The following is a 21,973-nucleotide window of genomic DNA, read 5'->3' as shown; positions in this document are numbered from 1 at the left end:
TAGGCTGGATGTCATCAGACGTCCAGGAGTTATGAGTCATGGCAGGCCCGATAAAACTCGATTTTTCCGAGAAGTACGATGATCAACACGCGCAGAAGTACCTGCGCAAGCATCAGGACGGTTTGGGTCGCCGACTGTCCCACTGGCGTGACAAACAACTGGCACGCAAGGCATTGACGTTGGTCGGCGAACCCGGCCTGGTCCTCGATCTGCCCTGTGGCGCCGGGCGATTCTGGCCATTGCTGGCGGAAAAACCCAACCGCGTGATCATCGGTGGCGACAATTCCGAGTCCATGATCAAAATCGCAATGCAGGCGCAACCTGCGCAAGTGGTGAAACGGGTACAACCCTTGCACACATCTGCATTCGACATCGCCTTGCCTGATAACGCCGTCGACAGCATTTTTTGCATGCGCTTGTTGCACCACATTGGTGAAGCCGAGCATCGACTGGCCATTCTGCGTGAATTCGAACGCGTGAGCCGAGACAGCGTGATTCTTTCGTTGTGGGTTGACGGCAATTTCAAAGCCTGGAAACGCAAGCGTGCCGAGAAGAAGCGTGCGCAGGAAGGTTACCAGAATCGATTTGTGTTACCGGCTGCTACGGTCGAAAAGGAATTTGAGCAAGCGGGGTTCCGTATTCAGGAACAACTGGACTTCATACCGCTCTATGCCATGTGGCGGGTTTACGTATTACGCAAGAGGTAACAGGATGGCAGTGCAATGTGCAGCAGAAACGGACGTCGCGTCCCAGGATCGCTTCGACTATTTCTGGAATCAGCGCGGTGAATGGGTTGAAGAACCCAATGTCCGTCGGGGTGGTGAAAGTGGCGTGCAGCGCGTCACGGCTGCCGATGGGCAACTGCTCTACACCAAGCGCCAGACCGGGCATATCTATCGCAGTTGGCTGCACCCGTTTGGTCGGCCGACGGTGTTGCGCGAACAGGATGCACTGATCGGGTTGCGGCGCATTGGCGTGCGTGTTCCGGAAATCGTTTTCTGCGGCGCACAGCGCGATCCGGTTCACAAATGGCGCGCGTTGCTGGTGACCAAGTCACTGGACGGTTTCGTGGAAATCCAGCACTGGTACGCCGGTGGCGGACGCGAGCGGCATGGTGAAGCGGTACACGATCGCGTGCTGAAGGATCTGGCGGACAATTTGGCCCGCATGCACAAGGGCCGCTGGCAGCACAGTTGCATCTACATCAAGCACGTATTCGTACGGGTGACAGGTGAAGGCGAGGCTGCCACCGTCGAGGTGGCGTTGATCGACCTGGAGAAATGCCGCCAGCGTTTAACTGCCTACAGCGCTGCCTCCCATGACTTGAAGCAGCTGCGCCGCCATTCGTCGTTCAGCACGGCGGACTGGAAGAAACTCGTCTACCTTTATGAGACAGCGTTTGGCAGCGCTATCAAGGGTTTATAGTAATGAAACTCGAAATTGCACGAGGTTTGTTTTTAATAGGAGCCTTGGCAGTTGCTTCAATGGCGGTGGCGGCTTGGGAGCAGCCCCGCACGCAAGTCCTCAGTGCTCTAAACGGGGACGCGCGTTGTCCGATGCCGCGGGTTGCAAAGGCATCCGTTGCAACCCAACCCGATCATGATTTGTTGCTGTTCATGTTCGGACTTTCTCAAGGACTGAGGCCGCAGAGTTGACCCGATTGAAGCCCAAATAAAAGGCCTCGCAAATGCGAGGCTTTTTTTCGCGCAAAATTTGAAGTCTTGAGCTGTCCCACAGGGGGGATTATGCGTGTTCTTGAGGTTTGTCGGGTTTAGCCAGTAGCGTGTACACGCACGGCAATACAAACAACGTAAACAACGTCCCGATCGACATCCCCGTGGCGATCACCGTGCCGATGTCGAATCGGCTGACGGCGCCGGCACCCGTGGCGATGATCAGCGGCACCATGCCGAACACCATTGCGGCAGTGGTCATCAGTACCGGGCGCAGGCGAATGGCCGCCGCTTCCTCTACGGCCTCGCGCGCTGTCAGGCCTTTTTCCTTGCGCAGCTGGTTGGCGAACTCGACGATCAGGATCCCGTGTTTACTGATCAGGCCGATCAGCGTCACCAATCCCACCTGGGTGTAAATGTTCATGCTCGACCAGCCGAGGAACAGCGGAATCAACGCGCCGCAGATCGACAGCGGCACCGTCACCAGAATCACCAGCGGGTCGCGGAAGCTTTCGAACTGCGCTGCCAGCACCAGGAAAATGATCGCCAGAGCCAGGGCAAACGTCACCCATAGCGCGCTGCCTTCCTGAATGTATTGCCGCGAAGCGCCGGCATAGTCGATGGCATAACCGGCCGGCGCTTCTTCCCGGGCGATCTGGCGTACGGCGTCGAGGGCTTCACCCATGCTGACCAGCGGAACCCCGGACAGGATCGCCGAGTTGAGCTGCTGGAACTGGTTCAACTGGCGTGGACGCGCCCGGTCGGTCACGGTGATCAAGGTCGACAGTGCCAGCAGCTCGCCCTTGGTGTTCTTCACGTAATAGTTGTTCAGCCAGTCGGGGTTGTCGCGGAACGGCCGTTCGACCTGCGCGATGACCTTGTAGCTGCGCCCTTCAATAGTGAAACGGTTGATTTCCGCTTCACCCAGCAATGTCGCCAGTGTGCCGCCCAGATCCTGCATCGACACACCCATCTGCGCCGCCTTGGCCCGATCGATATCGACCACGACTTCGGGCTTGTCGAACGCCAGGTCAACGTCGACGAAGGCGAATTTGCCGGACTCCATCGCACGCTTTTTCACCCGGTCCATCACTTGCAGCAGCGACTCGTAGTCGTTGGCGGTATTGACCACGAATTGAAACGGCAACCCTTCACCGGTGCCGGGCAAAGAGGGCAGGTTGAAGCCGAAAATCTGCAGGCCGGGAATGCTTTCCAGTTTGCTCTGGACCTTGGGCAGGATTGCCATTTGCGTACGGTCGCGCTCGTTCCACGGTTTCAGCAGGAAACCGCCGATCCCCGACTGCACGCCGTTGAATCCATTGATCTGGAACGACGAGTAGTACTCGGGAAACTCTTTGAAAATCGAAATGAATTCGTCGGTGTAGGTGTTCAGATAATTGAGGTTGGTCGGTTGCGGGGCATTGGCCAGCATGAAAATGATGCCCTGATCCTCGTCCGGCGCCAGTTCCGATTTGGTGAAGGTGAGCAGCACCGGGATCAGGCACAGCACGATCGCCGCGAACACCAGCACCACCGGCCGGGTGTTGAGCGTGCCGTGCAACATCCGTTGATAACGGCGCTTGAGGCCTTCGAATATCAGGTCGAGGCGATGCGCCAGACCGCTGGGATTTTCGTCGTGACGCAGCAGAAAGGCGCACATCATCGGCGACAACGTCAGGGCAACGATGCCGGAGATCACCACCGCTCCGGCCAGGGTCAGGGCGAATTCCTTGAACAGCGCCCCGGTGAGGCCGGTGAGGAAGCCGATCGGCGCATAGACCGCTGCCAGGGTGATGGTCATCGACACCACCGGCATGGCGATTTCCCGGGCACCTTCGATGGCCGCATCCAGCGGCGTCTTGCCTTCCTCGATGTGCCGGTGAATGTTTTCCACCACCACGATGGCATCGTCCACCACCAGGCCGATGGCCAATACCATCGCGAGCAGGGTCAGCAGATTGATCGAGTAGCCCATCATCTGCATGAAGAACATCACGCCGATCATCGACAGTGGAATGGTCACCACCGGGATGATCACTGAACGCAGGGCGCCGAGGAACAGAAACACCACTATGATCACGATGAGCACCGCTTCGAACAGGGTTTTCACCACTTCGTCGATCGAGGCCTGGATGAACAGCGTGGCGTCGTAGGCGATTTCACCCTTGAGGTTCGGCGGGAGCTGGGCCTCAAGGTCCGGCATGATCTTGCGCACTTCCTTGATCACGTCCAGCGGGTTGGCGCCCGGCGTAGCCTTGATGCCGATGTACACCGATGGCGTGCCACCGAACGAGCTGATGCTGTCGTAGTTTTCCGCGCCCATTTCCACCCGCGCGACATCGCTGAGCAGCACGCGACTGTCGCCATCGACCTTGAGCGGAATGGCCGCAAACGCTTCAGCGGATTTCAGTTCGGTGTTGGCGTTGATGCTGGTGACCACGTACTCGCCTTTCACTTCGCCGGCAGCGGAGAGGAAGTTGTACTGGCGCACCGCGTTGGTCACGTCGCTGGCGCTCAGGCCGAACCCGGCGAGCTTGACCGGGTCCAGCCACAGGCGCATGGCGAACACCTGATTGCCGAGAATTTCGGCTTCGGCCATGCCCGGCAGGGTCGCGAGCTTGGGCTGGATGACCCGCGACAGGTAGTCGGTGATCTGCGGGTTGCTCAGCTCCTTGCTGAAGAAACTGATGTACATCAGCGCCGAGGCGTCGGCGGCTTCCTTGCTTAGCACCGGGTCTTCGGCATCCTGGGGCAGCTGGTTTTTCACCTCGTTGGCCTTGGCCAGCAGCTCGGTGAACAACCGGTCGCTGTTGGAACCGATGCGCGCGTAGATCGAGATCACCGAGAAGTTCTGGCGACTGACCGACGTCATGTAGTCGATGCCCTCGGCGCTGGCCAGGCTCTGTTGCATCGGTTGCGTGATGTAGCCCTGGATCGTTTCGGCGTTGGCCCCGGGGTAGGCGGTGGTGACCGTGATCAGGGCGTTTTCCATTTGCGGATACTGGCGCAGCGGCAGCTTGCTCCAGGCCTGGAAACCCAGCAGCACAATCAACAGGCTGACCACGGTGGCGAGCACCGGGCGGCGGATGAACGGGTCGGTAAAAGCCATGGGGATTCCTTGATCAGTCCGCGCGCGGCGGGCTGTTCTTCTCGGCTAAAGTCTTGTCGTCGCTGATGGCAATGTGCGCGCCGTTGTCCAGTTTGATCTGGCCGGCCGTGACCACTTTTTCGCCGTTCTGCACACCTTTGGTAATCATCACCACACCGTCGCGGCGTTCGCCGGTTTCAATGAAACGGCGTTCGGCGATCAGCACCGGTTCACCCTTGTCGTTTTTTTCCAGCGCGCCGTCTTCGGTTTTTTTCTGCGCGACGACGTAGAGCGAGTTGCCGTACAGCGTGTAGGTGATTGCGCTTTCCGGTACGACGATGCGCGGCTGCGGGTTTGGCAGCATGACTTGCAGGCTGGCGAACATGCCCGGCAACAACTTGCCGTCGGGGTTGGCCAGGGTCGCGCGAACCTGCACGTTGCGGGTGCTGTTTTCGACTTTCGGGTTGATCGCGCTGATGGTGCCGGGAAAGGTCTCGGAGGGGTACGCCGCGACGACAATTTCAACCGGCTGGCCGATGGTGATCTTCGGTACCGACTGTTCGGGCACGAAAAAGTCGACGTAGAGGCTGCTGAGGTCTTGCAGGGTGGCAACCATGGTGCCGCTGGCAAGGTAGTCGCCAACGTCGACCTGACGAATACCGATGGTGCCGCTGAAGGGTGCAACGATGCTTTTTTTACCGAGGGCAGCCTTGAGTTGATTAACCGTGGCTTTGCTCTTTTTCAGCACAGCCGAAAGACGGTCGAATTCGCCTTTGGAAATGGCCTGGCTGCCCACCAGTTGGCTACCGCGACCGTAATCGAGCTGGGCCAGTCCGAGGTCGGCCTGGGCAGTTTCCAGCAAGGCATTTTCCACGGCGCTGTCGAGGCGCAGCAATGGCTGACCGGCCTTGACCTTCTGCCCTGACTCGAACTGCAAATCGATGACGGTGCCGTCAGTCTCCAGGCTCAGGTCCACGCCTTGCAGCGCCGTAAGCGTGCCGACGGTAGGCAGACGGGCCTGCCACGGTTGTTCGGCGGCCGTGGCCACGGCGACGCTAATCGGCGGTTTCGGCGCGGAGAAGCCCTGGATCATCGTGTAGATGGAGAAGGCTTTGTAAGCGGCCAGTACCAGCACGATCAGCAGAACAATACCCAACATGATCAGCATGCGGCGACGCAGCATATTTCCACTTCCTTGGAGAAAATCAGGTGAGACTGTCGGGCACATTACTCTGAGTGCGCAGGGTATTCCAACTGCCACTTCTTACAGGTGAGCACGCAATGCGTCGAAGACAACCGCTGTGGCGAGGGAGCTTGCTCCCGCTGGGCTGCGCAGCGGCCCTGAAAAATGGGACTGCTACGCAGTCCAGCGGGAGCAAGCTCCCTCGCCACAGGGTAAATCCACCATTAGGGAGGTGATGTCAGATGAGATGCAGGTGGTTATCCCAAAGCCCAGCCGGAAGCTCCAGCGGTTTTGCAACCAGATCTGCCTGGCGGCAATCGTAGTACCGGCAGCGGCCCTGACCCGAGGTCACGACAAAGCCGTCAGCCACGGCGCCGACTCCGGCGCAATCGGGAAGCGGCGCATCCAGGCGCACTTCGCCGCTGTCCAGGTCCCAGATAAAAAAGCGGTTGCCCCGTGGCGCGGTCAACGCGACCAGGCGCAAGTCGCTGTGCACCGCAACGCTGGCGGTGTAATGCCCCATGGCCTGCAACTGATGCTCGGGCACCGGGAACGCCACGAACGCTTGGCCCGGACGCTTGATCGCCAGCAGTTCCGATGACTCGTGGGACGGCCCCATGAATTGCTGACCGGCGACGATGGTGCCGTCGCTGGCGATTCCCAGATGCCGCACGCTGTTCATCTGCTGGGGCAAGGTTTCCTTGCTGATCAACGTGCCGTCGCGTTGCATCAGCACCAGGCTCGGTTCCATGGCGTTGAGGTTCATCTCGACCCGGCTTTCGGCCTCGGTGCGGATGCCGCCGTTAGCCACCACCAGGGTTTCGCCATCGGGCATCCACGACACCTGATGCGGGCCGATGCCGTGGGTCGACAGTTCGCCGCTGTGTACCAGCCGCTCACCTTCGAACTTGTAGACCCCGAGCAAGCCACGCCCCGGATCGGAGGTGTCGTTCTCGGTGGCGTACAGCCAGTCGCCGCTTTTGTGAATCACCGCGTGACCGTAGAAATGCCGGTTCGGCAACGACGCCACAGTCTGCAGCAGCGCGCCGTCACGCAGGTCGATCAGGTAACTTTCGGTGCCCGGGCGCCGGGCAACGAACAATGCGATCGGCAGTGTCGGGTGGTTGATGATGTCGTGGCATCGCTGGCCGACCTGGGTGGCGAACACCCGGGTGCCGTCCAGCCGATAACCGACGGCGTAATGCTTGCCGTCGCCATCGTCCCGCGCCGAGAGCAGCAGCGGGCTCTGGTCCTTTTGCTTGAACAGCGTCCAGCCGCCCAGCGTCACTGCTCCCAGCAGCAAACTACCTAACGTCAGAGCCTGTCGTCGCAGCATGGCACTTGCCCTCATCAGTCACCGTCGTTGGCGTTGAAGCCCAGTTGGATGCCCAGCGCCTTGGCCAGTTCGCCTTCGTGCAGGCGGTGGACGACGTTGAGGCTGTCGTAGAGGTCGTTGAGTTGCTGGCGACCGGCGTCGTCGTTGAGCATTTCGGTCAGCGAGCGCTGGTTGCTGGCGAACAGTTTCAGCGATGCGGTGTAAGCGGCGTCGATCTTGTCGGCCAAAGGTTTCTGCTCGCTCGGCAACAAGCCGCGCAGGCCTTTGTTGTCGACGCCTTCCCACACCGTTTTGGCGGCGGCGAGGCTGGCTTCGAAACCGCTCAGGGACGACTGGCTGCGCCATGCATCGGCCTGGAACGGTTGCGGCACACCCTTGCTCTGGCGGCCCATCGGCGTGCCGAGTTTTTTCTTCAGGCTGTCGAGGGCGGTGACTTGTACCCGCAGCAGATCGGCGATGGCTTCGTGGGAATCGGCGTAGCGCTGGTTCGGAAACTTGCTCATCTGCGCGAGCATGCCGTCGGTGTTGTTCCAGCTTTTCAGAATGTCTTCGGCGAGCAGTTTCTGCCGTTCGGCGATGGCTTTGAGCAGTGGGCAATACTTGGCTTTCTGCTGTTCATTGGCGACGTCGGGTTTGCTGTCGAACAGGATGTATTCATAGGCGGACAGGCCTTGCACCACGACGCTGGATTTGGCCAGCGCGGCGGCATCGATCTGCGGCTGCGCGGTCACCAGTTGCTCGACTTGACGGCCAACAAGGTTTTTCTTGTCCGGCCAGAACTGCACTTGCCAGGCGCGATTGCCCTCGGCCAGCGGCCCGATCAGCAGCGGCTGCAACTCGGCCCAGGCTTTTTGCGCGTGCAGGAAATCGGCACGGGCGGTGTCGAGGTTTTCCTTGCCTTCGCAGTAGGCCAGCGCACTCACGGCCAATTGGCGATCGGCTTCAACCCAGCGGGTGTAGGTCGGCAGAATCACCGACTTGGCGATGGCTGCCGAGGTAACGGCCTGCGGATCCTGCGGGGAGCAGGCGCCGAGGGCGAGCGCGGCAAGGCTGGTGAACAACAACTTGGGACGGAACATGTGAGGCTCCCGCTGAGTTAACGCGTATTAAAGGGAATTCAAAAACGCCAGCAACGCAGCGCGCTGCTCGGCATTGAAAGACAAAACCTGTTGCTGCGCCGCTGATGCTTCGCCGCCATGCCAGAGCACGGCTTCGAGCAGGTTGCGGGCGCGGCCGTCATGTAAAAACTGGGTGTGGCCACTGACCGTCTGTGTCAGGCCAATGCCCCACAACGGCGGGGTACGCCAGTCGCGGCCACCGGCCTGGAATTCGCTGCGATTGTCAGCCAGGCCGTCGCCCATGTCGTGCAGCAGCAAATCGCTGTATGGGCGAATCACTTGATTGGCCAGTTCGGGTTCGGCAGCGTTGGCGGCGGTGGTGTATTTCGGTGTGTGGCAGGACTGGCAGCCGGCCTGGAAAAACAGATTTTTCCCGGCCAGCACTTCAGGCGCGCCGACATTGCGGCGGGCCGGTACGGCGAGGTTTCGGCTGTAGAACAACACCAGACGCAGGATGTTGTCGCTGACTTCCGGCTCGCCGTCCGCACCGTTGCCGTTGGGCGCCTGCTTGCACGCAGTTTGCGTGTCGGTGCAGTCGTCAATCGGTCTCAGGCTAGTGGTAAGGCCCATGTCACCTGAAAACGCGTGGACGTTTTGCTGATTGAGGGTTGGCTGGCCGGCTTTCCAGCCAAACCGACCGAGTACGGTTTTCTGTTGGGCGTCATCCCAGACCCGGTTCGGGCGGCCGGCGATGCCGTTGTTTTCTTTGGCCTGCGCCTGGGCATTGGCGAGGATCGCTTCGTCCGGGATCGCTTCAAGCAAGCCGAGGCCGATCATCGGCGGCGCGATACGGGCGGAGAAACGGGTATCGGGGTGCATCGGGCCGTAGCCCAACTGGGTGATGTTCAGAACGGGTTTGCGCAACTCGATGTGCGTGCCGTCCTTGAAGCGCACCGGCACCGGCGTGTAATCGACGCGCATCTTGCCCTCCGGGACGACGCCGGGAACGGCCATGTCCTGGAATTGCCCGCCGTAGATTGGCTCCGGTACCACACCGAGTTGTTCGATGACTTTTGCGTAGGCCGGTGCATCGGGGATCGACAGCCGCACCAGCATCGACACCGCATTCGCCGCACCCGGTGTCGGCGGATGACCGCGACCGTCCTTGATGTGGCAGTTCTGGCAGGCATTGGTGTTGAACAACGGGCCGAGGCCATCGCGGGCGGTGGTGGTCGACGGGGCGATCACCCAAGGGTTGCGAAAGAAACTGTTGCCGACGCTGAAATCCACGCGCCGGGAGGGCGGCAGGTTGGCGGAGGGCAGGGAGAACGCGTTCTGGTCGGTCTTGCGCACGGTTGCGCTGCCACCGGACCGGGCTTCACCGGGTTCGGCTTGGGTAAAACGCGGGGCGTCATCGCAGGCACTCAGGCCCAGGGCCAGCAACAGTGCGGATAAGCGAAGAAGCAGCGAGGGCATCAGACATCCTGCAAGACGAGCAAAACAAGGGCGCAAAGTCTAACAGGGCAGGGGAGATTGAATAAGAGGAATTATCGTTTGGTTGATGCGGGGGCAAGAAAAGATCGCAGCCTTCGGCAGCTCCTACAGAAGCATGCATTCCCCTGTAGGAGCTGCCGAAGGCTGCGATCCTTTAAACAGCATGGGTGAAAACAAAAAGGCGACCCGAAGGTCGCCTCTTTATTCAGCCAGCGTTGATCAGAACTCGTGATCAGCGTTGTCCGGGTTCAGGTCGCTGATGCCCAGCTTGCCAGCGGCGGCTTCGATCGAACCGGTCTGCTTGACCAGGGAGGCGATGGCGTCGCGAACGATCTGGTTGCCAGCGGTGTTACCGGCGGCGATCAACTGGTCGTAGTGCTCACCCTTGTTGGCGTGATCGACGATGACCTGCATCTTCGCTTCGGTCGCAGCCAGGTCGGCTTTCAGCGCGGTGTCTGCAGCCGGGTCGGCTTTGGCCACCAGGGACGACAGGCTGGCGCCGGTCATTTTGCTGCCGTCGGCGCGGGTGTATTCGCCCAGGTACACGTTCCGGATGCCTTTGGCATCGTAGAACTGCGAGTTGTGGGTGTTGTCGCTGAAGCAATCGTGTTCGTCTTCCGGAGAGTTGGCTTCCAGGGAAACCTTCATGCGTTCGCCGGCCAGTTCGCCCAGCGACAGGCTGCCCATGCCGAAGAGCATTTTGCGCAGGCCGCTTTCAGCCGGTTCCGCTTCCAGGGTGGCGCGGTAGTTGTCGGCCACGTTCGGCTTCCAGTTACCGACCATTTCTTCCAGGTCGCTGACCAGCAGTTGGGTCACGGATTTCAGGTACGCGCGACGACGATCATTGTGGCCGCCGGTAGCGCCCTTGCCTTCCAGATAGTCGGATGCAGGACGGTTGCCAGCGCCCGGGCCAGTGCCGTTCAGGTCCTGGCCCCAGAGCAGGAATTCGATGGCGTGGTAACCGGTGGCGACGTTGGCCTCGGAACCGCCCAATTCGTTCAGGCTGGCGAGTTTTTCCGGGGTGATGTCTTTGACGTCGATCTTGTCTTCGCCGACCTGGACTTCAGTGTTGGCGATGATGTTGGCCGTTGCGCCCGGGTTACCCAGTGCGTGCTCGTAGGACTTGTCGACGTAGTCGATCAGGCCTTCGTCCAGTGGCCAGGCATTCACCTGACCTTCCCAGTCGTCGATGATGGTGTTGCCGAAGCGGAACACTTCGCTCTGCAGGTAAGGAACGCGAGCAGCGACCCAGGCCGCCTTGGCGGCTTTCAGGGTGTCGGCGTTCGGCTTGGCGAGGAAGGCGTCGACGGCGGTTTGCAGGGTTTTCGCGGTGGATTCGGCATCGCTGTAAACGGCGAAGACGATGTCGGCGTAATGCGCGACAACGGCTTTGGCAGCGGCTTCGTCGACTTTACCGGTAGCCGCCGGCGCAACGGCGGGGGCCGGGGCGGTGGTGGTGGCTGGAGTCGGTGCCGGGGCGGCAGCTTTGTCTTTGCCTTCGCCACAACCGGCGAGGGAAATAGCGATGGCCAACAGACTGGCGGTAGCCAGAGGCATACGAATCATGGCGAACATCCTGCTTCGAGAGGGGGTGGAATGGCGCTGCTAGCGCGCAAAGCTGCGACATAATGCAAATCTTTCGCATTATGTGTAAAGGGTTGTGGCTGGAAATATTTCTTATTTGCGAGATGTGCGGGGGTGGATCAAAAGATCGCAGCCTCGTTTCTCTCGACAGCTCCTACGCAGCTCCTGCATAGAGGCGTGATTGTTGTAGGAGCTGTCGAGAGAAACGAGGCTGCGATCTTTCAATCCTACAAAATAGCCGCGTTACTGCGCTGGGCCAGTTTCAGGTAGGCGCCCAGTTCTCGCGCCGGCAGCGGCTTGCTGTAGAAGTAACCCTGACCTTCATGGCAGCCTTCGGAGATGATGTAAGCCTCTTGCTCGGCGGTTTCCACGCCTTCGGCAATCACCTGCATACCCAGGCTTTTTCCCAGCTGGATGATGGCGCGAACGATGGTCGCATCGTCGTCGTCGTCGAGCAGGTCCTGAACGAAGCTCTTGTCGATCTTGATCTTGTCCAGCGGCAGGCTTTTCAGATAGCTCAGCGATGAATATCCGGTGCCGAAGTCGTCGATGGCGATCAGCGCGCCGGAGCGACGCAGACTCAGCAGGTGCTGGGCGGCGGTGCTGATGTCTTCCATCAGGCCGGTTTCAGTGACTTCCAGCTCCAGGCTACGCGGTGGTAGGCGGTACATTTGCAACAGGTTGTTGACCACTCGCGGCAGCTCGGCGTGGTGCAGTTGCACGGTGGACAGGTTCACCGCCATGCGCAGGTCGGTGAAGCCCTGGTCATGCCAGTCGCGCAATTGTTTGCAGGCCTGGTCCAGCACCCATTCGCCGATGGCGATGATGGTGCCGTTCTGCTCGGCCAGCGGGATGAACAGGTCTGGCGGCACTAGCCCGTGCTCGGGATGCTGCCAGCGAATCAACGCCTCGACGCCGACCACCCGATGATCGCGATAGCTGATCTGCGGTTGATAGACGAGGTAGAACTGGTCGCGGGTGAGGGCGTCGCGCAGGTCTTTTTCCAGTTCGCGACGGCGGCGCATTTCGGTGTCGACGCTGGCGATATAGAACTGATAACGGTTGCGCGAGCGGGTCTTGGCCAGGGTCATGGTCTGCTCGGCCTTTTGCAGCAGTTTCTCGGTGCTGTCACCGTCCTCGGGGAACAGGGTGATGCCGATGGTGGCGCGCAGGCGAATCTCCTGATGATCGAGGGCGAAGGCCGCTTCCAGGTCATCGAGAATGCTTTGCGCCAGTTCGGCCGCTTCATAAGGTTGTTCGATGTCGGCCTGAACCAGCGCGAACTGGTCACCCCCGAGGCGGGCAAGGGCGCCAAGGCGACCGCTGTGCGCGCGCAAGCGATCGGCCAGGGCCAGCAGCAGTTGGTCGCCGGTCTGGTAGCTGAACTGTTCGTTGATGCCTTTGAAGTCATCGAGGCCGACGCACAGCACCGCGACCCGGCGCTGCAGCTTGCCGGCGTCGGTGAGGATTTTGTCCAGCTGTTGCTGCAATTGCTGGCGGTTCGGCAGCCCGGTGAGGAAATCGTACTGGGCCATGCGCAGCAGGCTGTTTTCCGCTACGTGGCGCAAATGGGTGTTGCGTTCGATGGACTCGAGTAACTGGTTGGCGGTGTTGATCCAGATGCCCAGTTCGTTTTTCTCGTGGCCCCTGAGTTGCGGAATCTTGTGTTCGCTGGGGCGATCCGGGTTGATTTCGGTCAGGTGCTCAATGATCCGCGACAGCGGTTTGGTCAGTAGCCAGTGATAGACCAGGTACAGCACCAGCCCCATGGCCAGGGCACGCAATACGCCGGAAATGAAAATGATCACCGAGCTGACGATAAACCCTTGCCCGTAGGTGGCGGTGTCGAGGGTGATGCTCAGGTCGCCGTAATACTCGCTGTAGGGACCACGGCCGACCAATTGGGTGGTGAAAGTGCGTTCCTTGCCCAGAATCAGGTCGGTCAGCCAGCGACTGTTGGAATGCTGCAAGTCACGGGATTTTTGCGCGAGCATCGCTTCGTTGGGATGGCCGATGGACGCCTGGCGCACGGCGTCGTCCTGAAACAGGCCTTCGATAACCTGCATGCCCATTTCCCGGTCCAGACTGTAGACGGCCTGGGTCGAAGGGTCGCGGAACATGTCGAGGATGCGCTGGGCATCACCGGCCACGGCCTGGCGTGTTTTATAAGCATCGAAAACGATCTGCGCGCAGCTCAAGACTACGCCGACGATCAATGCCGACAGGAGCACAACCCTGAGCAACTTCACCGACAAGCTGTTCTTGAGTTCCAGCTTCAAAGAGTCATTCCTTGTTCCGTGCAGGTAGCATCAAGTTGCCATGAGTATTGGCAATCCGGTGATGGCAGTCAAAGGGACAATCAAACACAGGGGGATAAGCCTGTTGGTTGGCCGAAATGCTGTTGCCTGGGGTTTTCGCCTATTAGTACTGTGTCGGTAGTCGAGTCCTTCAACTTGAGGGGGATCGGGAGATTTTTTCCATTTGCTTGATGTTAGACGGCTGTGGCGTTGGGGCAAGGGGCTTAAGGCTGGTTTCAGTGTGGGAAATTGCCTCCCTTGTTGCGGCTTCACTCTGTAGGAGCTGGCTTGCCCGCGATGACGGCCTGACAGCCGACCATGTTCTCCCTGTTGTACATATCCATTTCTGCGGTAACGGCCACTGACGGTTTCGCCCTTACGGCGAGGCACTTTTTTCAAACGCCAAAAAAGTACCCAAAAAGGCTCGCCCCGGCGTCCGGCCCCTCGCTAAAGCTCGGCGTACCCTCGTTCCCGGTCCTGCTCCGTGGGCCCGCCGCCATCGGCCATCCATGGCCAAGGGCGGCTAACCCGGCATCCATGCCGGGTTGCCCACTGCGCAGAACCTCCACTTGGCCTTCCGAAGGGGCGGGCAGATCAAAATCAAAAGCAGGATCAAAAGCGCAAGGCGAGCTAACGCTCGGCCTCGTGTTTTGGTTGGGTTTCCGCATTCCATTGTGGGAGCGAGCCTGCTCGCGAAGACGGCCTGCCAGACCACCCGTTTCCTCTGGTTGTACTTGCTGAGGTTTCCCAAGCCCATAAAAAAACCCGGCAAAAAGCCGGGTTTCTTGACTGGCATCGATCTTAAGCAGTAAAGGTTTTGCCTTCGAACTGCTCAGCCACGAATTTCCAGTTGACCAGGTTCCAGAACGCTTCGACGTATTTCGGACGAAGGTTGCGGTAGTCGATGTAGTAAGCGTGTTCCCAGACGTCGCAGGTCAGCAGCGGGGTGTCACCGCTGGTCAGCGGGTTGCCGGCGCCGATGGTGCTGGCCAGGGCCAGGGAACCGTCAGCCTTTTTCACCAGCCAGCCCCAACCGGAACCGAAGGTGCCGATGGAAGTTTTGCTGAATTCTTCTTTGAACTTGTCGAACGAACCGAAGGAAGCGTTGATTGCTTCAGCCAGTGCGCCGGTTGGTTGACCGCCGGCGTTTGGCGCCAGGCAGTTCCAGTAGAAAGTGTGGTTCCAGACTTGAGCGGCGTTGTTGAAGATGCCACCCGAGGAAGACTTGACGATTTCTTCCAGAGTCTTGCCTTCGAACTCGGTGCCTGGCACCAGGTTGTTCAGGTTCACGACGTAGGTGTTGTGGTGCTTGTCGTGGTGATACTCCAAGGTTTCCTTGGAAATGTGCGGCTGCAGGGCATCGTGTGCGTAAGGCAGCGGCGGCAATTCGAAAGCCATGATGATTCTCCTAATCAGGTCAGTTGCGGTGAGCGCAAGGCCGATCACGGGCGGCCAGACAAGCGCCGGGGAGTTTGTACTCTTTGCGGCGCATCGAACCGGATCATAGCACCGGGGGTGCGGCATAACCACGCAACAACTGTGTGGAATAGAGGTTCCAGAGCCTTTTGGAATAATCAGGTAGAGAAGATTAGTTGGCCGGCGACGGTGAACATCATCACGGCGACGAGCAGATCGAGAATCCGCCAGGTACTCGGCCGGGCCAGCCAGGGCGCCAGCCACGCAGCGCCCAGCGCCAGCGTGAAGAACCACAACAACGACGCACTGGCGGCGCCCACGACATAAGCGCCGGGTTCGGTTTGCTGGGCGCCGAGGGAGCCGATCAACAACACCGTATCCAGATAAACGTGTGGGTTGAGCAGGGTCACCGCCAGCGCGCTGAGCATGACCGCCCGCAGTGAACGCACAGTCTGGTTTTCACCCTGTGGCAGGCTTTGCTTCGAGCAGGCCCGACGCAGGGCAAGGCTGCCGTACCACAACAAGAAAGCCGCACCCCCCCAACGGGCGATGGCGAGCAATGTCGGGTTCTGCGCCAGCACGGTGGCCAGGCCGAAGACGCCAGCGGCGACCAGCAATGCATCGCAGGTCACACACAGGGCTGCCACTGGCAGGTGATGTTCACGCCGCAGGCTCTGGGCCAGCACAAACGCATTCTGGGTGCCGATCGCCATGATCAGGCCGGCGGCCACCAGCAGGCCGTTCACATAACTTTGCCACATAGGTTTTACTCCGCGTTCGCAGCCAGTTGCCGCAAGACGTCCATAGCGTGATCGGCATCGGCCTGGCCGACGAATAGATGATCGTGGTAGTAACCGGCGATCACGTTGCAACTGATTCCGGCCTGACCCAATGCCGTGGCAAATGCGGCGGTCAGGCCGACGGCTTGCAAAGCCGAATGCACGTTCAGGGTGATCCAGGCGGCGACGTAGTCGAAGCTGAACCCGGCCTTCTCGGCGTGGGACCGTTCCAGAATCACCGTCAGACCTTCCTGCTCGCGAAAGCTGCCAACGACCTCCAGGCCAGGCGGCAATACGCCGTCGCGCAGTGTGCAGAACACATATTCGCCGGCATTGAGGTGCGGGCTCATGCTGCGCAGCAGTGTCGCCAATGACGTTTCGCCAGCCATGTCGATGATCCTTGTTCAAGAGTTCTTGCCGGGCATTCTCCGTTGTAAACCTGTATAAGAAAAACCAATCATGCTGATCGCCCATTAGGAAAACTGATGTTCGACTATAAGTTGCTCTCCGCGTTGGCCGCCGTGGTGGAACAAGCTGGATTCGAGCGCGCGGCTCAAGTGCTGGGGTTGTCGCAATCGGCGATTTCCCAACGCATCAAGTTGCTCGAAGCGCGGGTGGGTCAACCAGTGCTGGTGCGGGTCACGCCGCCGGCGCCGACGGAAATCGGCCGGCGCCTGCTCAACCATGTGCAACAGGTGCGTTTGCTCGAGCGCGACCTGCAAACTCTGGTGCCGGCGCTGGACGAAGAAGGCCTGCCGGAGCGTCTGCGCATTGCCCTGAACGCCGACAGCCTGGCCACGTGGTGGGCGCAGGCTGTCGGTGACTTCTGCGCCGAGCAACACCTGTTGCTCGATCTGGTGGTCGAAGACCAGAACGTCGGCCTCAAGCGTATGCGTGCCGGAGAAGTGGCGGCGTGTGTCTGTGCCAGCGAACGGCCGGTGGCCGGTGGGCGCAGCGTCTTGCTGGGTGCGATGCGTTATCGCGCGTTAGCCAGTCCGGCGTTCATCGCCCGGCATTTTCCTCAAGGTGTTCGCGCCGATCTGTTGTCGAAAACGCCGGCGCTGGTGTTTGGCCCGGACGATTTCCTACAGCATCGCTACCTCGCGTCTCTCGGCGTAGACGGCGGTTTCGAGCACCATTTGTGCCCATCGTCCGAAGGATTTCTTCGCCTGACCGAAGCCGGCCTTGGCTGGGGGCTGGTGCCGGAGTTGCAGGTGCGCGATCAGCTTGAGCGCGGCGTTCTGGTGGAGCTTTTGCCAGATAAGCCCATCGACGTGCCGCTGTACTGGCATCATTGGCGCAATGGCGGTCAGTTACTGGGGTTGCTGACCGATCAATTGGTGCGCTCGACGAAGCAATGGCTGGTGCCGTTGCTTTGACCGGCAGCGTCAAGACCTCACGCACTACGCAAAACGAAATATTCGGAGCACTACATGAAGATTCTGGTCACCGGCGCAAGCGGCTTCATCGGCGGACGCTTTGCGCGTTTTGCCCTGGAGCAGGGCCTGGACGTGCGGGTCAACGGTCGCCGGGCCGAAAGCGTCGAACACCTGGTGCGCCGTGGCGCCGAGTTCATCCAGGGCGACTTGAGCGACCCGCAACTGGCCCGCGACCTGTGTGCCGATGTCGAAGCCGTGGTGCATTGCGCCGGGGCGGTTGGCGTGTGGGGGCGTTATCAGGATTTCCATCAAGGCAACGTGCAGGTGACCGAGAACGTCGTTGAGGGCTGCCTGAAACAGCGGGTCCGGCGGCTGGTGCATTTGTCTTCGCCGTCGATCTACTTCGATGGCCGCGATCATCTCGGCCTGACTGAAGAACAGGTGCCGAAGCGTTTCAAACATCCCTACGCCGCCACCAAGTACCTCGCCGAACAAAAAGTCTTCGGAGCCCAGGAATTCGGCCTTGAAACCCTGGCCCTGCGCCCGCGGTTCGTGACCGGCGCGGGCGACATGAGCATCTTTCCGCGGCTGTTGAAGATGCAACGCAAGGGCCGCCTGGCCATCGTTGGCAACGGTTTGAACAAGGTCGATTTCACCAGCGTGCAAAATCTCAATGAGGCGTTGCTCAGCAGCTTGCTGGCCAGCGGATCGGCGTTGGGCAAGGCCTACAACATTAGCAACGGCACGCCGATCCCGTTGTGGGACGTGGTCAATTACGTGATGCGCAAGATGGATGTCCCACAGGTGACCCGCTACCGTTCCTACGGTCTGGCTTACACGGTGGCGGCGCTCAACGAAGGTGCGTGCAAGCTGTGGCCGGGTCGTCCGGAGCCCACCCTGTCCCGTTTGGGGATGCAGGTCATGAACAAAAATTTCACCCTGGACATCAGCCGTGCGCGGCATTATCTGGATTACGATCCGAAGGTCAGTCTCTGGACCGCCCTCGATGAATTCTGCAGTTGGTGGAAGGCTCAAGACATTCGCTGAAACCGGATACTGAACCGAGTCCGGGAATCAGGGGTCAATCGCTGCGGCCGACGGGTTTATACTTTGCCGCATCAAGCCATCACCGCGTTCCACAAAGGTTGACTCAATGTCCATGCGTAACGATGCCAACGACGACTTCGACAATGTACCGAGCCTGCGTGCCGACCTTCTCGACGACGATGATTTCCCGACCACTGCGCGCACCAAGGTGCACTCACGCACACAGCCGGTGGCCAGGGTCAAAGCGGCGAGCACCGGTCCGTTGTGGGCACTGGTCGGCGCCCTGTTATTTGCGTTCGCCGGCCTTGCCTGGTGGAGCTTTCAGCAGATCACGCTGATGGAACAGCAACTGGTGGCCACCCAGGAAAGTTTCGCCCGCATCAGTGAGGAAGCGGCGGGGCGCTTGCAGGACATTTCCGGCAAGGTCGTCGCCAGTCAGACCAACGTCAGCAGCGACAGCGAAGCGTTGAAGCTGCAAATCAGGCAACTGGAAAGCAAGCTCCAGGATCAGAGCAAGCAGCAGCAAGGCGTGGTCGGCCAGACCTCGGAGCTGGACAAGCGCCTGGCGCAGATGACCGCGCAAACCGCAGAGCTGGATAAACGTCTGGAGCAAGTTACCGCCCAAAACACCGAGCAACAGAGCGCCGACACTCAATTGCAGACCCAGCTCAAAGCCTTGGCCGGCGACGTCGCCACGCTTAAAAGTACCCCGGCGGACACTGACAAATTTGAGGCACAGCTCAAAAGCCTCAGCGCCGATATCGCTGCGCTGAAAAAACAAGGCAACCCGAGCGCCGCCATCGAACGTCTGGAACAGGACATGATCGTGCTCAAAAGCCAGCAGGACAACCGCCCGGCGGCCTCGTCCAACACTGCCGAATTCGATGCCTTCCGTGGCCAGATCACCCGCAACATCAACACCCTGCAAGCGCAGATCCAGAATCTGCAGCAGCAATTGCGAGCCAGGCCGTAAGCTGATGAGGGTTTCGGGGCCGCTTCGCGCCCCAACGGGAGCAAGCTCCCTCGCCACATAAACCTGTTGCAATGGATTGCGCTTCGCTGAATATCCATACATGCCCCATTGCCGTCTACGCTCTTGAAACACCGACAGGAACGAGGGACGGGCAATGGGGTTTTTGCATAGGTTGGCGCTGCTGGGCGGGATGTTGTTGCTGTGCCTGGGTCAGGCTCAAGCCGCCGGGACCGAGAAAGATGACAGCCAGGCCGCCAGGGCACTGCTGGAAAAAGCCCTGGCCTATTACCACGACAACGGTGACAAGGCGTTTGCGGCGTTCAGTCGTCAGGGCGAGTTTGTCGACAAGGACCGCTATGTGTTCGTGGTCGACACCAAAGGCGTGATGCTCGCGAGCGGCGGGCCTTCATCGGCGCTGATCGGGCGCGACGTGTCTGACGTGCTCGGTCCGGATTTGCAGAAAGCCTTCAAGGACGCGCTGAAAGTGCCGGAGGGCAATGGCATTCAGCAGGCGGAGTATCGCTGGCAGAACTGGTCCGACGGCAAGGTTGAACGCAAGCATGTGTTCTATCAACGGGTCGGCCAACGGATTCTGGCGGTGGGTTATTACCTGCCACGGGCGTCGGCAGAGCAGGCAATGGCGTTGCTGAACAAGGCGGCCTCCGATCTGGCGAAGGACGAAAAGGGCACGCTGACGGCGATCAATTCCTTGAAGGGCGGTTACTTGCAGGATGACCTGTATGTGTTCGTTGTCGACTTGAATACCCAGCGATATGTCGCCCATGGCACCAATCTGCGGTTGATCAATACCGATTTCTCCAAGATCAAAGACCCTGAAGGCAAACCCGTGGGCGAGCCGATTCTGGCGTTGATCGCCAAGCAGGATTACGGCGAGTATGAATATCGGTGGAAAAACCCGGTCACCGGCAAGGTCGAGGACAAGCACGCGTATCTGAAGAAGGTCGGGCATTTTCTGGTGGCTGTCGGGTATTACAGCCCTTGAAAATTAAAAGATCCGCAGCCTGCGGCAGCTCCTACAGGAGCGTGCGCACGCCCTTGTAGGAGCTGCCGCAGGCTGCGATCTTTTGATTTAGCGAGCCGTATCCTCCCGCCCCCGCAAAAGCATGTTCGGCATCGCAATCGCCGCCGCCAACCCCAGCAGCGACACGGCCGCACTGACCATCAACAAATGCCGGAAGGTCAGCAGCAGCTCGGCACGCAAGGCATTCTGCGCGTCCCCCGGCGCTGCATTCAGACCGTCGAGCAAGACATTCCCCGAATGGCCCTCGGCAATCAGCGTCGAGCCGGCCAAATGGGAGAAACTGGAATCTTGGAGCAACGCCAGCAACAGCGCCGACATCAACGCCACGCCCACCGCACCGCCCAGGGAGCGGAACAGGTTGGTGGTGCTGGTGGCGACGCCGATGTCTCGCTGTTCCACCGAGTTTTGCGTACCGACCAGCGAAGTTGGGAATTGCATGCCGCCCGCAATCCCGCTGAGCAGCATGAACAGACTGCTGAGCAAAAATGCCTGCGGCGGGCTGTACGCCATACCGACAATCGAAATCGGCATCAGCACGGCGCCGGTCAGGATCATCGGTTTATATCGCCCCGTCACCGAAGTCCGGCGTCCGGCGAAATACGCACCGATCGGCAAGCCCATGGCCAGTGGCAACAAGTGCAGTGCAGCACTGTCGGCACCGGCACCGGTCACGCTCTGAAAGCGCAAGGGCATCAGCACAATCAGCGAGATCGCCTGGAAACTGGTGAAGAAAATCGTGCACCAGCACAGGATCGCACTACGGTTGGCAAACAGATGCATGGGCAACAATGGCTCACGCGCCCGGCGTTCATGCCAGACGAACAACGCAAGTACCGCCACCGCGCAACCCGTCAAACCCAGCACTTCAGCGCTGCGCCATGCATGGCCCTGACCGACCTGAGTAATGCCAAGCAACAAGGCCGTCAGGCCGATGATCATCAGCACGGTGCCGAAGTAATCAATGACCGGTTTACGTTGCGGCACCGGCAATCCCACCAACGTGCGATTGGCCACCAGCCACGCGCCCAGGCCCAGTGGCAGGTTGATCAGAAACACCCAGCGCCAGGACAGGTATTCGGTCATGTAACCGCCCAGCACCGGGCCGGCCACGCTAGCCACCGCGTACATGCTGCTGAAATAGCCTTGATAGCGACCCCGCTCGCGGGGCGGCACGATGTCGCCGATGATCGCCTGGCTGACCGAAATCATCCCGCCGGCACCGATGCCCTGAATGATCCGCGCCAGCACCAACTGCTCCATGCTCTGGGCCATCCCGCAGAACAACGAAGCGACGGTGAACAGGCCCATGCCGAACAGCATCAACTTGCGCCGACCGTAGAGGTCGCCCAGTTTGCCGTAGATCGGCACCGCCACCGTCATCGCCACCATGTAACCGGAAATCACCCAGGCCAGCAGGCTGACGTCCTTGAACTGCGCGGAAATGGCCGGCATCGATACCGCGACGATGGTCTGGTCCAGCGCACCGAGAAAAATCGCCAGCATCAGGGCGATCAGTACGCTGCGGATCGCCGGTTTGGGCGTGTCAGGCTGGTTCAGATTGGTCACGGGTAAACCTGCGGCAGTGAGGAGCCCGCAGGGTGCAAGGCGAGCGGGGATGCTCGCC

At 60.1% G+C, this 21,973-nt stretch carries 18 protein-coding genes; 7 read left to right on the top strand and 11 right to left on the bottom strand.

Annotated elements, in window-relative coordinates:
* The first annotated feature begins 38 nt into the window (after positions 1–38).
* The 3 genes from F8N62_RS04410 to F8N62_RS04400 are packed head-to-tail and all read left to right on the top strand — an operon-like array spanning position 39 to position 1,655.
* Positions 39–707 (top strand): class I SAM-dependent methyltransferase, encoded by a 669-nt coding sequence (locus tag F8N62_RS04410; protein ID WP_150709812.1) that lies wholly within the window; start codon positions 39–41, stop codon positions 705–707.
* Positions 708–711: 4 nt separating this feature from the next.
* Positions 712–1,425, top strand: coding sequence for a lipopolysaccharide kinase InaA family protein (locus F8N62_RS04405; protein ID WP_150709811.1), 714 nt, complete (start codon positions 712–714; stop codon positions 1,423–1,425).
* A gap of 2 nt (positions 1,426–1,427) precedes the next feature.
* Positions 1,428–1,655, top strand: coding sequence for a hypothetical protein (locus F8N62_RS04400; protein ID WP_150709810.1), 228 nt, complete (start codon positions 1,428–1,430; stop codon positions 1,653–1,655).
* An 88-nt stretch (positions 1,656–1,743) separates the two neighbouring features.
* On the opposite strand, the gene F8N62_RS04395 is transcribed toward F8N62_RS04400, so the two are convergent.
* The 10 genes from F8N62_RS04395 to F8N62_RS04345 all read right to left on the bottom strand — a co-directional run bounded on the left by F8N62_RS04395 (position 1,744) and on the right by F8N62_RS04345 (position 16,297).
* Positions 1,744–4,782, bottom strand: coding sequence for a multidrug efflux RND transporter permease subunit (locus F8N62_RS04395; RefSeq protein ID WP_150709809.1), 3,039 nt, complete (start codon positions 4,780–4,782; stop codon positions 1,744–1,746).
* A gap of 13 nt (positions 4,783–4,795) precedes the next feature.
* Complete coding sequence (locus F8N62_RS04390) at positions 4,796–5,944, bottom strand: efflux RND transporter periplasmic adaptor subunit (protein WP_150709808.1); 1,149 nt, start codon at positions 5,942–5,944, stop codon at positions 4,796–4,798.
* Between the two features lie 238 nt (positions 5,945–6,182).
* Complete coding sequence (locus F8N62_RS04385; protein WP_150709807.1) at positions 6,183–7,280, bottom strand: DUF1513 domain-containing protein; 1,098 nt, start codon at positions 7,278–7,280, stop codon at positions 6,183–6,185.
* 14 nt (positions 7,281–7,294) lie between these two features.
* A complete protein-coding gene (locus F8N62_RS04380) occupies positions 7,295–8,359 on the bottom strand; it encodes an imelysin family protein (RefSeq protein WP_150709806.1) in 1,065 nt (354 codons plus the stop codon).
* Between the two features lie 27 nt (positions 8,360–8,386).
* Complete coding sequence (locus F8N62_RS04375) at positions 8,387–9,814, bottom strand: di-heme oxidoredictase family protein (RefSeq protein ID WP_150709805.1); 1,428 nt, start codon at positions 9,812–9,814, stop codon at positions 8,387–8,389.
* 237 nt (positions 9,815–10,051) lie between these two features.
* The gene (locus F8N62_RS04370; protein ID WP_150709804.1) at positions 10,052–11,398 is read right to left on the bottom strand and encodes an imelysin family protein; all 1,347 of its coding nucleotides are present in this window, start codon (positions 11,396–11,398) and stop codon (positions 10,052–10,054) included.
* A 245-nt stretch (positions 11,399–11,643) separates the two neighbouring features.
* Positions 11,644–13,695, bottom strand: a complete 2,052-nt coding sequence (locus F8N62_RS04365) for a putative bifunctional diguanylate cyclase/phosphodiesterase (protein ID WP_150709803.1) — start codon at positions 13,693–13,695, stop codon at positions 11,644–11,646.
* A gap of 819 nt (positions 13,696–14,514) precedes the next feature.
* On the bottom strand, positions 14,515–15,111 hold the full coding sequence (locus F8N62_RS04355; RefSeq protein ID WP_149419098.1) for a superoxide dismutase: 597 nt from the start codon (positions 15,109–15,111) through the stop codon (positions 14,515–14,517).
* Positions 15,112–15,287: 176 nt separating this feature from the next.
* Positions 15,288–15,890: a LysE/ArgO family amino acid transporter gene (locus F8N62_RS04350; protein WP_150709801.1), complete on the bottom strand. Its 603-nt coding sequence runs from the start codon at positions 15,888–15,890 to the stop codon at positions 15,288–15,290.
* A gap of 5 nt (positions 15,891–15,895) precedes the next feature.
* Positions 15,896–16,297, bottom strand: coding sequence for an ACT domain-containing protein (locus tag F8N62_RS04345; RefSeq protein ID WP_150709800.1), 402 nt, complete (start codon positions 16,295–16,297; stop codon positions 15,896–15,898).
* A 96-nt stretch (positions 16,298–16,393) separates the two neighbouring features.
* Here F8N62_RS04345 and F8N62_RS04340 point away from each other — a divergent pair, with 96 nt between their 5' ends.
* The 4 genes from F8N62_RS04340 to F8N62_RS04325 all read left to right on the top strand — a co-directional run bounded on the left by F8N62_RS04340 (position 16,394) and on the right by F8N62_RS04325 (position 20,310).
* The gene (locus F8N62_RS04340) at positions 16,394–17,287 is read left to right on the top strand and encodes a LysR family transcriptional regulator ArgP (RefSeq protein ID WP_150709799.1); all 894 of its coding nucleotides are present in this window, start codon (positions 16,394–16,396) and stop codon (positions 17,285–17,287) included.
* Positions 17,288–17,341: 54 nt separating this feature from the next.
* Positions 17,342–18,334 (top strand): NAD-dependent epimerase/dehydratase family protein, encoded by a 993-nt coding sequence (locus F8N62_RS04335; RefSeq protein ID WP_150709798.1) that lies wholly within the window; start codon positions 17,342–17,344, stop codon positions 18,332–18,334.
* 106 nt (positions 18,335–18,440) lie between these two features.
* A complete protein-coding gene (locus F8N62_RS04330) occupies positions 18,441–19,307 on the top strand; it encodes an ATPase (protein ID WP_150709797.1) in 867 nt (288 codons plus the stop codon).
* Positions 19,308–19,461: 154 nt separating this feature from the next.
* Positions 19,462–20,310 (top strand): cache domain-containing protein, encoded by an 849-nt coding sequence (locus tag F8N62_RS04325; RefSeq protein WP_150709796.1) that lies wholly within the window; start codon positions 19,462–19,464, stop codon positions 20,308–20,310.
* 87 nt (positions 20,311–20,397) lie between these two features.
* On the opposite strand, the gene F8N62_RS04320 is transcribed toward F8N62_RS04325, so the two are convergent.
* The gene (locus F8N62_RS04320; protein ID WP_150709795.1) at positions 20,398–21,915 is read right to left on the bottom strand and encodes an MDR family MFS transporter; all 1,518 of its coding nucleotides are present in this window, start codon (positions 21,913–21,915) and stop codon (positions 20,398–20,400) included.
* Positions 21,916–21,973: the final 58 nt, after the last annotated feature.

The sequence above is a fragment of the Pseudomonas fluorescens genome, assembly GCF_902497785.1.
Lineage (GTDB): Bacteria > Pseudomonadota > Gammaproteobacteria > Pseudomonadales > Pseudomonadaceae > Aquipseudomonas > Aquipseudomonas fluorescens_BO.
The sequence above is the reverse complement of the archived record's forward strand: the minus strand, read 5'-3'. Positions and strand labels throughout refer to the sequence as shown.

Bases quoted from the DNA above. Each gene is read 5' to 3' on its own strand.
- F8N62_RS04390 (WP_150709808.1), bottom strand. From the start codon at position 5,944: ATGCTGCGTCGCCGCATGCTGATCATGTTGGGTATTGTTCTGCTGATC.
- F8N62_RS04410 (WP_150709812.1), top strand. From the start codon at position 39: ATGGCAGGCCCGATAAAACTCGATTTTTCCGAGAAGTACGATGATCAA.
- F8N62_RS04340 (WP_150709799.1), top strand. From the start codon at position 16,394: ATGTTCGACTATAAGTTGCTCTCCGCGTTGGCCGCCGTGGTGGAACAA.
- F8N62_RS04405 (WP_150709811.1), top strand. From the start codon at position 712: ATGGCAGTGCAATGTGCAGCAGAAACGGACGTCGCGTCCCAGGATCGC.
- F8N62_RS04385 (WP_150709807.1), bottom strand. From the start codon at position 7,280: ATGCTGCGACGACAGGCTCTGACGTTAGGTAGTTTGCTGCTGGGAGCA.
- F8N62_RS04375 (WP_150709805.1), bottom strand. From the start codon at position 9,814: ATGCCCTCGCTGCTTCTTCGCTTATCCGCACTGTTGCTGGCCCTGGGC.
- F8N62_RS04395 (WP_150709809.1), bottom strand. From the start codon at position 4,782: ATGGCTTTTACCGACCCGTTCATCCGCCGCCCGGTGCTCGCCACCGTG.
- F8N62_RS04370 (WP_150709804.1), bottom strand. From the start codon at position 11,398: ATGATTCGTATGCCTCTGGCTACCGCCAGTCTGTTGGCCATCGCTATT.
- F8N62_RS04330 (WP_150709797.1), top strand. From the start codon at position 18,441: ATGTCCATGCGTAACGATGCCAACGACGACTTCGACAATGTACCGAGC.
- F8N62_RS04335 (WP_150709798.1), top strand. From the start codon at position 17,342: ATGAAGATTCTGGTCACCGGCGCAAGCGGCTTCATCGGCGGACGCTTT.
- F8N62_RS04400 (WP_150709810.1), top strand. From the start codon at position 1,428: ATGAAACTCGAAATTGCACGAGGTTTGTTTTTAATAGGAGCCTTGGCA.
- F8N62_RS04350 (WP_150709801.1), bottom strand. From the start codon at position 15,890: ATGTGGCAAAGTTATGTGAACGGCCTGCTGGTGGCCGCCGGCCTGATC.
- F8N62_RS04345 (WP_150709800.1), bottom strand. From the start codon at position 16,297: ATGGCTGGCGAAACGTCATTGGCGACACTGCTGCGCAGCATGAGCCCG.
- F8N62_RS04380 (WP_150709806.1), bottom strand. From the start codon at position 8,359: ATGTTCCGTCCCAAGTTGTTGTTCACCAGCCTTGCCGCGCTCGCCCTC.
- F8N62_RS04355 (WP_149419098.1), bottom strand. From the start codon at position 15,111: ATGGCTTTCGAATTGCCGCCGCTGCCTTACGCACACGATGCCCTGCAG.
- F8N62_RS04325 (WP_150709796.1), top strand. From the start codon at position 19,462: ATGGGGTTTTTGCATAGGTTGGCGCTGCTGGGCGGGATGTTGTTGCTG.